Source organism: Amycolatopsis ruanii, from assembly GCF_003385175.1.
GTDB lineage: Bacteria > Actinomycetota > Actinomycetes > Mycobacteriales > Pseudonocardiaceae > Amycolatopsis_E > Amycolatopsis_E thermalba.
Genome location: NZ_PQHY01000004.1, coordinates 40,963 through 52,850 on the forward strand (window position 1 = coordinate 40,963; position 11,888 = coordinate 52,850).

15 protein-coding genes are annotated in these 11,888 nt (G+C 72.7%); 11 read left to right on the top strand and 4 right to left on the bottom strand.

Going from position 1 to position 11,888, the window contains the following annotated elements:
* Positions 1–165: 165 nt before the first annotated feature.
* The 8 genes from D0D28_RS03100 to D0D28_RS03135 all read left to right on the top strand — a co-directional run bounded on the left by D0D28_RS03100 (position 166) and on the right by D0D28_RS03135 (position 5,448).
* On the top strand, positions 166–624 hold the full coding sequence (locus D0D28_RS03100; protein WP_094002776.1) for a DUF4383 domain-containing protein: 459 nt from the start codon (positions 166–168) through the stop codon (positions 622–624).
* A gap of 25 nt (positions 625–649) precedes the next feature.
* Complete coding sequence (locus D0D28_RS03105; RefSeq protein WP_116109645.1) at positions 650–1,633, top strand: pirin family protein; 984 nt, start codon at positions 650–652, stop codon at positions 1,631–1,633.
* 65 nt (positions 1,634–1,698) lie between these two features.
* Positions 1,699–2,058 (top strand): MmcQ/YjbR family DNA-binding protein, encoded by a 360-nt coding sequence (locus D0D28_RS03110; RefSeq protein WP_116109646.1) that lies wholly within the window; start codon positions 1,699–1,701, stop codon positions 2,056–2,058.
* 26 nt (positions 2,059–2,084) lie between these two features.
* Positions 2,085–2,417: an ArsR/SmtB family transcription factor gene (locus D0D28_RS03115; RefSeq protein WP_116109647.1), complete on the top strand. Its 333-nt coding sequence runs from the start codon at positions 2,085–2,087 to the stop codon at positions 2,415–2,417.
* 69 nt (positions 2,418–2,486) lie between these two features.
* On the top strand, positions 2,487–3,335 hold the full coding sequence (locus D0D28_RS03120; RefSeq protein ID WP_116109648.1) for a TIGR03620 family F420-dependent LLM class oxidoreductase: 849 nt from the start codon (positions 2,487–2,489) through the stop codon (positions 3,333–3,335).
* An 84-nt stretch (positions 3,336–3,419) separates the two neighbouring features.
* Positions 3,420–4,379 carry a hypothetical protein gene (locus tag D0D28_RS03125; RefSeq protein ID WP_116109649.1) on the top strand — a complete coding sequence of 320 codons (960 nt, stop codon included), beginning with the start codon at positions 3,420–3,422 and terminating at the stop codon, positions 4,377–4,379.
* Positions 4,376–4,819 carry an ABA4-like family protein gene (locus tag D0D28_RS03130; RefSeq protein WP_116109650.1) on the top strand — a complete coding sequence of 148 codons (444 nt, stop codon included), beginning with the start codon at positions 4,376–4,378 and terminating at the stop codon, positions 4,817–4,819. The genes D0D28_RS03125 and D0D28_RS03130 overlap by 4 nt, the downstream gene beginning before the upstream one ends.
* A complete protein-coding gene (locus D0D28_RS03135) occupies positions 4,816–5,448 on the top strand; it encodes a GrpB family protein (protein ID WP_240323071.1) in 633 nt (210 codons plus the stop codon). The genes D0D28_RS03130 and D0D28_RS03135 overlap by 4 nt, the downstream gene beginning before the upstream one ends.
* Before the next feature lie 13 nt (positions 5,449–5,461).
* Here D0D28_RS03135 and D0D28_RS03140 read toward each other — a convergent pair whose 3' ends face one another.
* Positions 5,462–5,797: a VOC family protein gene (locus D0D28_RS03140; RefSeq protein WP_094002769.1), complete on the bottom strand. Its 336-nt coding sequence runs from the start codon at positions 5,795–5,797 to the stop codon at positions 5,462–5,464.
* A 72-nt stretch (positions 5,798–5,869) separates the two neighbouring features.
* On the opposite strand from D0D28_RS03140, the gene D0D28_RS03145 reads away from it, so the two are divergent.
* Positions 5,870–6,724: a GNAT family N-acetyltransferase gene (locus D0D28_RS03145; RefSeq protein WP_116109651.1), complete on the top strand. Its 855-nt coding sequence runs from the start codon at positions 5,870–5,872 to the stop codon at positions 6,722–6,724.
* A gap of 101 nt (positions 6,725–6,825) precedes the next feature.
* Here D0D28_RS03145 and D0D28_RS03150 read toward each other — a convergent pair whose 3' ends face one another.
* Positions 6,826–7,458, bottom strand: coding sequence for a TetR/AcrR family transcriptional regulator (locus D0D28_RS03150; RefSeq protein WP_116109736.1), 633 nt, complete (start codon positions 7,456–7,458; stop codon positions 6,826–6,828).
* Positions 7,459–7,631: 173 nt separating this feature from the next.
* Here D0D28_RS03150 and D0D28_RS03155 point away from each other — a divergent pair, with 173 nt between their 5' ends.
* Both D0D28_RS03155 and D0D28_RS03160 read left to right on the top strand, forming a co-directional pair.
* Positions 7,632–8,513, top strand: coding sequence for an alpha/beta fold hydrolase (locus D0D28_RS03155; protein WP_162830964.1), 882 nt, complete (start codon positions 7,632–7,634; stop codon positions 8,511–8,513).
* 138 nt (positions 8,514–8,651) lie between these two features.
* Positions 8,652–9,500 carry an SGNH/GDSL hydrolase family protein gene (locus D0D28_RS03160; RefSeq protein WP_116109652.1) on the top strand — a complete coding sequence of 283 codons (849 nt, stop codon included), beginning with the start codon at positions 8,652–8,654 and terminating at the stop codon, positions 9,498–9,500.
* A 28-nt stretch (positions 9,501–9,528) separates the two neighbouring features.
* Here D0D28_RS03160 and D0D28_RS03165 read toward each other — a convergent pair whose 3' ends face one another.
* Together D0D28_RS03165 and D0D28_RS03170 are read right to left on the bottom strand one after the other, a co-directional pair.
* A complete protein-coding gene (locus tag D0D28_RS03165; protein ID WP_240323072.1) occupies positions 9,529–11,238 on the bottom strand; it encodes a BCCT family transporter in 1,710 nt (569 codons plus the stop codon).
* A gap of 205 nt (positions 11,239–11,443) precedes the next feature.
* Positions 11,444–11,812, bottom strand: a complete 369-nt coding sequence (locus D0D28_RS03170) for a winged helix-turn-helix transcriptional regulator (protein WP_116109738.1) — start codon at positions 11,810–11,812, stop codon at positions 11,444–11,446.
* Positions 11,813–11,888: the final 76 nt, after the last annotated feature.

Genomic DNA, 11,888 nt, shown 5'->3' on the forward strand with positions numbered 1-11,888 from the left:
CGGACATCGGCGGCGCCTGCCGTGCCGCCGGGATCCGCGCCGTCCCGGACCGGAGCCGCGGCCGCGCTGAGCACGGTCACCAGCGGCCCGCGTGCGCTCGCCGACGGTTAGGCCGCCGGCGGCCGGGAAGCCACCCCGGTGAACCGACTTCCGGGAGGCAGGACCATGTCGCACACCCCCACCGCCGCGGGCACCGCCCGCACCGTCACCCAGATCCTCGCCGCGGTCGTCGCCGTGGTGTTCCTGCTGGTCGGCATCGCCGGGTTCATCCCGGGGCTCACCACGAACTACGACCAGCTCACCTTCGCCGGCCACCACTCGGGCGCGATGCTGCTCGGCGTGTTCGCCGTGTCGGTGCTGCACAACCTGGTGCACCTGCTGTTCGGCGTCGCCGGGCTGGTGCTGGCCCGCACCGCGCGCGGCGCCCGCGCCTTCCTCATCGGCGGCGGGCTCGTCTACCTCGTGCTGTGGCTCTACGGCCTGCTCATCGACCACGGCTCGGCGGCCAACTTCGTGCCGGTCAACGACGCCGACAACTGGCTGCACCTGGGCCTGGGCGTCGGGATGATCGTGCTCGGCCTGTTCCCGCTCTCGGCGGGCCGTCCCCGCGCCGACACGCGCTGAACCGCGCGGGTGGCACGATGAGGCCATGAGCAATGTCGAGGCGGACCCCGCCGAGCTGGTGTGCGGGGACCGGCCCGCCGCGGCGCGCACCGTGACCGTCCTGACGCCGCGCGATGTCCCGCTGGGCGGGCCACGCGCGATGCGGGTCCGCCGGACACTGCCGCAGCGGCAGCGGTCGCTGATCGGCGCGTGGTGCTTCGCCGACCACTACGGCCCGGAGGACGTCGCCGCGGGCGGCGGCATGGACGTCGCGCCACACCCGCACACCGGGTTGCAGACCGCGAGCTGGCTGTTCAGCGGCCAGATCGAGCATCGCGACAGCCTCGGCACGCACGCGCTGGTCCGGCCCGGCGAGCTGAACCTGATGACCGGCGGGCACGGCATCGCGCACTCGGAGGTGTCCACACCGGACACCACGACGCTGCACGGTGTCCAGCTGTGGATCGCGCTGCCGGACGAGCACCGGCACACCGCGCGGGACTTCCACCACCACGCGCCGCCGGTGGCCGAGCTGCCCGGCGCGGCCGTGCGGGTCTTCCTGGGCAGCCTCGCCGGCAGCACCTCGCCGGTCCCGTCATTCACTCCCCTGCTCGGCGCCGAACTCACGCTCGGCCCCGGCGCGCGCGACGTGCTGGACGTCGACCCGGCCTTCGAGCACGGCGTGCTGCAGGACCTCGGCGGGGTCACCGTCGCGGGCAGGAAGCTGAGCAACGGCGACCTCGCCTGCCTCGCGCCCGGCGCGGGTGAGCTGGAGCTGGTGAACGACGGCAGCGGCCCGGCGCGGGTCCTCCCGCCCGGCGGCGCCCCGTTCGCCGAGGAGATCGTGATGTGGTGGAACTTCGTGGGCCGCAGCCACGAGGAGATCGCCGCCTACCGGGCGGCCTGGCAGGCGGGGTCGGAGCAGTTCGGCCGGGTCGAGGGCTACCGGGGAGCGGTGTCCCGGCTGCCGGCGCCGGAGCTGCCGCACGCGCGCATCAAGGCGCGCCGCAACCCGCCTGCGCCGGGGTAGTTCCGGCCCGCGGATGGACGGCACACTGGTGACGGGGCGGCCCGCGACCGGGTGCGGAGGTGCGGATGGCTGTGCTCGACGATGTTCGCGCGCTGGGCTCGGAGCTCGAGCGCTCGTATCCGGTGTACGTGCGCGGCCGGTTGAAGTTCCGGGTCCGGCAGATCGTCTACGTCGCGTTCTCCCCCGACGAAACGGTGATGGAGTTCGCGTTCCCCAAGGAGGAGCGCGCCGCGCTCGTCGCCGGCGAGCCGCACAAGTTCCGGCTGCCGTCGGCGCCGGACATGCGGTTCAACTGGGTTCGCGCCGAGCTCGCCGCGCTGGACCCGGCCGAGGCCCGCGAGCTCGTCGTGGACGCGTGGCGGATGGTGGTCCCCCGGAAGCTCTCCCGCGCCTACGACCTCGCCCATCCCGGCGGCCCGGGATGACGGTCGCGCCGGATAACCTGGACGCCATGACGGAAGCCGCGGTCACCCCGGACCCCGACGTCGTCCGCGCGCTGCGGGCGCTGTCCAATCCGGTGCGCCTGCAGCTGCTGTCCTGGCTGCGCGAACCCGAGCGGCACTTCCCGATGGACCAGGCGATCGCCGATCCGGCCGAGGTCGGGGTGTGCGTGAGCCACATCCAGGCCAAGGCGGGGCTCGCCCAGTCCACGGTGTCGGCGTACCTGGCCGAGCTGCAGCGCGCCGGCCTCGTGCGCGCCACCCGCGTGGGCAAGTGGACCCACTACAAGCGCGACGAGCAACGCATCGCCGAGCTGGGCGTGGTGCTCGGCCAGACCCTCTGACGCCCCCCGCTCCCCTGGACGGGAGGCCCACGCACGCGGTCATATCGAGAATCTGCGATACTTCGATACATGGATGACCTGGGCACGTTCGGGATCTACACGTTCGACTTCGAACACCAGCCGGCGGCGCTGATGCGGGAGTCGGTCCGGGAACTGGAGGAGCAGGGCTGGCGCGCCTTCTGGTTCCCCGAGGTCGGCGGCCGCGAGGCGTTCACGCAGGCCGCCGTCCTCCTCGCGGCCACCGAGCGGCTGCGCGTCGTCAACGGCATCGCGCAGATCTGGCCGCACCCGGCGGCCTCGGCACACGGCGCGGCCGCCCTGCTGGCCGACGCCTACCCCGGCCGGCACGTCCTCGGCCTCGGGTTCGGCGGCACGCCCCACCCGGGCGTGAAACCGCTGGCCGCCCTGCGCACCTACCTCGACGAGCTGGACGCGCGGGAGTCCGCGGCTCCGATCCGCCGCATCCTGGCCGCCTACGGGCCGAAGATGCTCGAACTCGCGCGGGACCGGGCCGCGGGCGCGCAGACCTACCACGTCAACGTCGAGCACACCGCCCAGGCACGCGGGATCCTCGGCCCGGACGCGTTCCTCGCCGTCGAGCACGCGGTGCTGTTCGAGACCGACCCGGCGAAGGCGCGGGCGGTCGCGCGGGAGCACCTGCACACCTACCTGACCACGCCGTACAACGTCGCCAAGTTCCGGCGGCTGGGCTACACCGAGGACGACCTCGCCGGCGGCGGCAGCGACCGGATCGTCGACGACCTGGTGTTCTGGGGCGACACCGCGACCATCGCCGAGAAGCTTCGCCGGCACGTGGCGGCGGGCGCGGATCACGTCGCCGTGCAGGTCATCGGCATCCCGCCGGGCTCGACCGCGCGGCCGCGCTGGCGCGAACTCGGCGAGGCGCTCCTGCCCTGACCGGTTTTCCTGTGGACTCTCTCAGGATGGATAGCGTAGCTTCCCGTAGTGGATAGTTACGCTATCCGACTGGGAGGAGAAACCATGACAACCCTGCTCGGCCGGGTCCCGGCCTGGCACCGCCCGATGATGTGGACCGCCGGGCTCATGGCCGGCATGACCGTGGTGTCGCTCGCCGGCCTGGCGCTCGACGACCGGGTCCTGCTCGGCGCGCCGATCTGGCTCAAGCCGCTCAAGTTCGCGATCTCGATCGCGGTGTACTGCGTGACCTGGGCGTGGTTGCTCACGCTGCTGCGCCGGGGACAGCGCCTGGCCGCCGGGGTGTCCACCGCGATCGCGGTGATCGTGGTGGTCGAGTACGCGATCATCGTGCTGCAGGTGGTGCGCGGCCGGGCGAGCCACTTCAACGCCGCGACCGCGTTCGACGCCGCCCTGTTCGCGATCATGGGCGTGTCGATCGCGGCGCTGTGGACGGGCACGCTCGTGCTCACGATCCTGCTGCTGCGCACGGAGATCGCCGATCCGGCGGCGCGGTGGGCGATCCGGCTCGGCGCGGTCGTGTCGCTGGCCGGGATCGGGCTCGGCGCGCTGATGGTCGGACCGACCGAGGAGCAGTCGCGGTCGCTGCGGGACGGCACGTTCGAAGGTCTCATCGGCGCGCACAGCGTGGGCGTGGCCGACGGCGGGCCGGGCATGCCGCTCACCGGGTGGAGCACGACCGGCGGCGACCTGCGGATCCCGCACTTCGTGGGCATGCACGCGCTGCAGGTGCTGCCGCTGTTCGCGCTCCTGCTGACCGTGCTGGCCCGGAGGTTCGCGCGCCTGGAGTCCGGTGTCGTGCGGGCGCGGCTGGTGGCGGTGGCCGGGTTCGGCTACGCCGGCGTGGTCGCGCTGGTGACCTGGCAGGCATTGCGCGGGCAGCCGCTGATCCGCCCCGACGCCTGGACGTCGCTGGCGCTGGCCGGGCTGGTCGTCGCCGTCGCGGCGGGCGCGTCCTGGGCGCTGGCCGCCTCGCGCGACCGCGTGGAAGCGGGGGTCTCGTGAGCACGACGAGCCTGTTCCAGATCACCTTCTACCTGGCCGCGCCGTTCTGGGCGCTGATGATCCTCGCGCCGGGATGGTCCGGCACGCGGCGGGTCATCGCCTCGCCGTGGATCGTCCTGCCGCCCCTGGTGATCTACACCGTGTTCGCGATCGGCGACTTCGGCACGCTGTGGGCGGTGGTGAGCCGCCCGGACCTGGAGACGCTGCGGGCGTTCCTGGGCACCCCCGAGGGCGCGGCGGCGATCTGGGCGCACCTGATCGCCTTCGACCTGTTCATCGGCCGCTGGATGTACTTCGACGCACGGGAGCGGGACGTGCGTCACGCGTTCCTGGCGCCGATCCTGGTGCTGACGATCCTGCTGTCGCCGTTCGGGTTGCTGGCGTACCTGGCGGTCCGCTCGGCGCGAAGTCCACAGAGGACACTTTCGGCGCGGCGATGACGCCCTGGAAGGGCGGGTCCAGCGCTGCTGGCTTCGGGGTGGTGGCCACGTTCGCGGGGATCACCCGCCACCACGACCCCGATCCGGACGAGAACCCGTGGGTGCACGGCCCGCCCGCGCCGGTGACCGTGCGGATCGTGCCCCACGACCCGGCCTGGCCGCGCCGCTACCGGGAACTGGCATCGGGAATCCGCGCGGCGCTCGGGGCGGCCGTCCTGGATCTGGAGCACGTCGGCTCGACCTCGGTGCCCGGGCTGGCCGCGAAGGACGTCATCGACATCGACCTCACCGTCGCCGACCCGCGCGCCGAGGAGGCCTACGTGCCCGCGCTGGAGCGGCGGGGGTACGTGCTCACGATCCGGGAGCCGTCCTTCCACGAGCACCGCTGCCTGACCCTGGCCGAGCCGCGGGTGAACCTGCACGTGTTCGGGCCGGACTGCCCGGAGACCATCCGGCACCGCCTCTTCCGCGACTGGCTGCGCGCCCATCCCGGCGACCGCGTGCGCTACCAGGAGGCGAAGCTGGCCGCGATCCCCGGCGGCGGCACCGTGATGGACTACAACGCCCGCAAGCAGGCCACGATCCGCGAGATCCACGACCGGCTGTTCCGCGCCCACGGGATGCTCTAGATCCCGGCGGTGCTCACGCCACGGGAGCGCCGCCGAAGCCGATCTCGTTGCCGTCGGGGTCGCGGAAGGTGATCTTGCGGACGCCGTTGTCGTAGATCTCGCGCTGGGCCGGTTCCAGCCCGCGTTCGGCGATTCCGGCGACCACCGCGTCCAGGTCGTCGACGAAGATCGTGTGCTGCGCGTGGCCCGCGTGCCCGGGCCGGTGCTCGATGTAGACGTAGCGGTGCTCGGCCAGCTCCCACACCGCCTCGACGTCGTTCGGCTCGAAGGTGATCGGTCCCAGCAGCCGCTCGTACCACTCGCGCGCGGCGGCGTAATCGCTGACCGGGATCCCGGCGAAGAGGTCCATGCGCCGCAGCCTAACCACGACCGGCCGAAAACCGGGTGCCCTCACCCTCCCCGGTGGTGTGTGATCGGCGGTATGACGATCAAACCAGCCGCCGGCGACCTGGCCGGGGCCGTGGCCGCACTGCGGGAGTGGCAGCGCGACGACGCGCCGGTGCAGCTGCATCCGGGCGACGTCGGCTGGTTCTGGCGCTCCGGCGCGGAGGCCACGGCCGCGGCGGTCCGGACCTGGCGCCGGGACGGGCGGATCGTCGCCGCCGGGCTGCTGGACGGACCCGATCTGCTGCGGCTGGCGGTCGCACCGGGCGCGCTCCGGGACGAGGAGCTGGCCCGGCAGCTGGCCGGCGACCTCGCCGACCCGGCGCGTGGTGTCCTGCCGCCGGGCAAGGTGTTCCTGGAAGCCCCTCCCGGCGCGCTGGTCCGGGACCTGCTCGCCGAGGACGGCTGGCGCGCCGGCGAGGCGTGGACGCCGCTGGTCCGCGACCTGACCGAGCCGGTGGCGGACCCGGGCCTGCGGATCGAGGTGACCGGGCCGGAGCAGGCTCCCGCGTGGAGCGCCGTGCTGCGCGCGTCCTTCGACGGCTCGACGTTCACCGAGCAGCGCTGGCACGCGATGGCGGCGGGCGCCCCGTTCGCCGACGCCCGCTGCCTGCTCGCCTACGACCGGGGCACGGCGGTGGCGGCGGTGGCGGTCTGGTCGGCCGGCCCGGGCAGGCGCGGGTTGCTGGAGCCGGTGGGCGTGCACCCCGGCCACCGGCGGCACGGCCACGGCCGGGCGATCACCCTCGCCGCGGCGGCCGCACTCCGCGAACTGGGCTCGTCGAGCGCGCTGGTCTCCACCCCGAGCACCAACGTCGCCGCGGTGGCCACCTACCGCTCGGCCGGCTTCCGGCAGCTGCCCGAGCGCCTGGACCTCTACCGCGACGCCTAGGGAGTCTTCTCAGCACACTGCCGGGCGCGGAAAAAGGGGGGCTGCACGGCCGCTTCCGCGGCCCGGCCACCCGCCGAGCGCGCCGCCTACCACCGCGACGCCTAGGGCCGCCGCAGGCCCCAGCCGACCAGGTCCGCCGCCAGCGCCAGCAGGCCGGCCAGTCCGCGTTCGTCCTCGCGCAGCTCGTCCGGGCGCCAGGCCAGGCTGATCACGCCGTTCCAGCTCGACCACAGGACCTTCGCCGCCTTGCGCGCGTCCAGCGAGCGGATCGTGCCGTCGGCGATGCCCCGTTCGATCGCGTCGATCATGCGCGCGTTCTGCTCGTCCACCCGGCGCGCCAGCCGCGCGGCGGTCTCGGCGGCGGCGTCGTAGTTGCCCAGCGGCGCGGGGAAGGCCAGCATCCGGAAGAACTCCGGCTGCTCCAGGTAGAACCGCAGGTACTGCTCGGCGGCGGCCTCCAGCTGCTCGACCGGCGAGCGGTCCGGCGTGTAGGCGCGGTCCATGTACTCGCGGTCCACGTCCAGCGCCCGGTCGACCACCGCGGCGTGCAGGCCGGCCTTCGAACCGAAGTTGTTGTAGATCGAGCCGACCGCGACGCCGGCGCGCTCGGCGATCTCCTCGACCGTCACCTCCTCGACCGGGCGGCGGGCGAAGACCTGTTCGGCGGCTTTGAGGAGGGCGTCGATCGTGCGCTGCTTCCGCGGATCCCGTGCCTTGACGTCGCCGGTGGCCATGCCGGACACCCTACGCGTTCCTGCATCCGTTGCAAGAACTCCGCGCGCCTGCTACTGTGAGCCCACTTTTGCAACGATTGCAGGAACTACGGAGGCAGGGATGACGACAACCTGGGCCCGGGACATCTCCTGGAAGCTCGGTCCGCGCCGGTACCCGGCCCAGGAGGAAACCCATGTCCCAGCCCGCTGAGATGCGGTCGGTGCGAGTCGACGGCGCCCGGCTCGCCTACCTGGACCTCGGGGACCCCGCCGCGGAACCCGTCGTGCTGCTGCACGGCTATCCGGCCAACCACCGCTCCTGGCGCCACCAGATCCCCGCACTCGCCGAGCGCCATCGCGTGCTGGCCCTCGACTGGCTCGGCTGGGGCGCCTCGGAGCGCCGGACCGATCTGCGGTTCGACTACGACACCGAGGTCGCCCGCCTCGGCCGCGTCCTGGACGCCCTCGGCATCGGCGAGTGCAACCTGTTCGGCCACGACTACGGCGGCTTTCTCGCCCTCGGCTTCGCCCAGCGCCACCCCGCCCGCGTGCGGCGGCTGGCGATCCTCAACAGCCGCGCCCACCGCACCTTCGTGCCCGCTTGGTACGCCGTGTTCTCCCTGGTGGGACTGCTCGGCCGCAGCCCGCTCGCCGGCCCGTTCGCCAAGATCCTGCCCGTGGCCGCGATCAACCGCGCGGGCCTGCGCACCCCGCTGCGGGAGGACGTGATCGACCGCGGCACCCTCGACGACTACCTCGGCTGGATGCGGGGCACCGACGGGGCCCGCTGGCTGCTGCACTACTTCAGCGACTACCGCGTCCCCGCCCGCCGCGATCTCGCCGAGGGCCTCGGCCGCATCCCCTGCCCCACGGCGATCGTGTGGGGCACCGGCGACGACTACCTGCGCACCACGATCGCCGAGGAACTCGCCGCCGGGATCCCGCGCGCCGAACTCACCCTGATCGCGGGCGCCGGGCACTTCGTGACGGAGAAGGCACCGCGGGAGGTCCTCGCCGCCCTGCGCCACCTCCTGGACCGGGACCGCGCCGGCGCCAAGATCCACGACGGCGCGTGAGGGCGGACTTGTCACACCGGTGAGGGTCCGGTCGCGGGATGCGACCGGGCTCCTTGACAAGCGTTTCGCGGATGCCCGACGATCAGCTACCTACTCGTCAGTAGTTTCGGCACCCGTCAACGACGCCCGGGAGAAGCCATGCCTCGCCGCCTCGCCGTCCTCCTCGCCGCGGCCACCGCGGCCGCCACCCTCGCCGCACCCGCCGCCCACGCCGAATCCCTGGACTACGTGGCGCTGGGCGACTCCTACAGCGCCGCCTCCGGGGTGCTCCCGCCCGATCCGGCCGCCTCGCCGCTGTGCCTGCGCTCCAGCCGGAACTACCCGCACGTCCTCGCCGCCGAGACCGGCGCGCACCTCACCGACGTCACCTGCGGCGCCGCGGAGACCAAGCACTTCACCACCGCCCAGTACCCGGGCGTGCCGCCGCAGCTCGACGCCGTCGGCGCGGACACCGACCTGATCACCATGACCATCGGCGGCAACGACAGCGGCGTGTTCATCTCCGCGATCCTCGCGTGCGGCTCGGCCGGCATCCTCACGCTCGGCCAGGGCAGCCCGTGCCGCGACATCCACGGCTCCAGCTTCGAGGACACCGTCCGGACCAAGACCTACCCGGCGCTGGTGACCGCGCTGCGGGCGGTGCGGGACAAGGCCCCGGACGCCGAGGTGGCAATCCTCGGCTACCCGTGGATCCTGCCCGCCACCGGCGGCTGCTTCGACCGGATGCCCATCGCCGCCGGCGACGTGCCCTACCTGCGCAGCCTCCAGGCCACGCTGAACGACGCCGTCGAACGCACGGCCGGCGAAACCGGCGCGACCTACGTCGACCTGTCGGCGGCCTCCGAAGGCCACGACGCGTGCCAGGCGCCGGGCGTGCGCTGGATCGAACCGGTCCTGCAGGGCACCAATCCGGTCGTGGTGCACCCGAACGCCAGGGGCGAGGCCGCGATGGCCGCCCGGACGCTCGCGGTGCTGGGCCTGCGCTGACCTGAACGCCGCCCGCCCGGGCGCCGGATCACGTGCGGCGGGAGCGCAGGCGGCGGCGCCTGCGCTCGTCGCCGGTGCGCTCGTCGTGGATCTCGGCCAGCGAGCGCAGCATCTCGCGCTCCCGGATCACCAGCGGATCGGTGCGCAGATCCCGGTACAGCGCCACGCACAACCCGATCATCACGACGACGAACGGCACCGCCACCAGGATGGTGAGGTTCTGCAGGCCGGTCAGCGCGTCCTCGCCGCCGACGAGCAGCATCACCGCCGCAACCGCACCGGTCAGCACACCCCAGAAGATCACCGCGTTGCGGTGCGGGTTGACCGAGCCCTTCTGCGACAGCGTGCCCATCACCACGGACGCGGCGTCGGCGCCGGACACGAAGAAGATCGACACCAGGATCATCACCAGGATCGCCATCGGCACGAACCACGGCAGGTGCTCCAGCAGCGTGAACGTGGCGGACTCGGAACTGCCCGCGCCCGCGATGTCCACACCGGACCGTTGTTTCTCGATCGCCGCGCCGCCGAAGATCGCGAACCACACGAGGCTCACCACGCTCGGCACCGCGATGACGCCGATGACGAACTGCCGGATCGTGCGGCCGCGCGAGATGCGGGCGATGAACATGCCGACGAACGGGGTCCAGGAGATCCACCACGCCCAGTAGAAGACCGTCCAGCCGGACAGCCAGGTCTGCATCTCCGCGCCGCCGGTCACGCCGGAGCGGCCGGACATCTCGGCCAGCTCGCGGAAGTAGTCGCCGATCGCGCTGGGCACCAGGTTGAGGATCAGCACGGTCGGGCCGACCACGAGCACGAACACCGCGAGCAGCGCGGCCAGCACCATGTTGATGTTGGACAGCCACTGGATGCCCTTGGCGATGCCGGACACCGCGGAGGCGATGAACGCCACGGTGAGGATCGCGATGATCCCGACCAGCAGGCCGGTGCCCGGGTTGTCGATCCAGCCGACCGACGCCATGCCGCCGCCGACCTGCAGCGCGCCCAGGCCGAGCGAGGCGGCCGACCCGAACAGGGTCGCGAAGATCGCCATCACGTCGATCGCCTTGCCCAGCGGCCCCTCGGTGCGGCGCCTGCCCAGCAGCGGCGCGAACACCGAGCTGATCAGCTGGCTGCGGCCGCGCCGGAACGTGCTGTAGGCGATGGCGAGCCCGACGACCGCGTAGATCGCCCACGGGTGGACGGTCCAGTGGAACAGGGTGGTGGCCATCGCGGTGTGCACGGCCTCGTCCGAACTGGGAGCCGCGGTGCCCGGCGGCGGGCTGGCCAGGTGCGACACCGGCTCGTACACGCCGAAGAACATCAGGCCGATGCCCATGCCGGCGCTGAACATCATCGCGATCCACGAGGCGGTGCGGAACTCGGGCTTCTCGTCGTCGCGGCCCAGCCGGATGCGCCCGTAGCGGCTCACCGCCAGCGCGACGACGAAGACCACGAACCCGCTCGCGGCCAGCACGAACGCCCACCCGCCGTACGGGATCACCGCGTCGTTGAGCACGGTGCCGGCGACGTCGGCCAGGCTGCCCGGCGAGGCGACCCCCCAGGCGATGATCGCCAGCGCCAGCGCGGCGGCCACCCCGAACACCGTGCGATCGGTCCGCGGCGGCTCACCCGCCGCGCCGACCGGAGGCACGTGCTCGTCCGGGAGGTGCCCGGCGATACCGGTCTCCTCGGGAACCCTTGCGCGGGCCTCGGCTTCAGAGTCAGCAGACATACTCACGCGCCTTCGCGAGGGGCGCGGCCTCCCTTCCGGTGCGGTAACCCGAACGGGTCAAACCTAAATCATTGGTCGACCTACCGTTGCCGATGGGTCGGAAATGAGCAACCTCACGGGCCCGTTTCCGGGTGCCGGTTGGCGTGTCCACCTGCGGAATGGCAGGTTCGCCACAGTCCGGACACGAACGGCTCAAGAACGGCGTTCAAGAGCGGTCCGTCGCGGCGCGGTCGATTTCGGCCATGTGCGTCTCCGCCCAGTTCCGCACCACCGCGAGCGCCTCCTCCAGCGACAACCCCAGCGCGGTGAGCCGGTAGTGCACGCTCGGCGGCACGGTCGGCTCGACCCGCCGTTCGGCGAGGGCGTCCCGCACCAGGCTGCGCAGCGTCGTGGACAGCATCTTCTGCGAAACGCCGGGCATCCGCCGCCGGAGTTCGGCGAACCGCACCTCGCCCGGGGCCGCCTCGGCGAGGACCTTCACCGCCATCGACGTCCACTTCGTGCCGATCCGGTCCAGCAGCGCGCGGGTCGGGCAGTCCGGATCGAACAGATCACCCCGGGGAGACGTGGTCACCTCGAACTCACCACCTGTGCCGAAAGTGCGGTCTTCCCGGCTCACCGCCGGTTACCTACGTTGACGTGGTCACCAA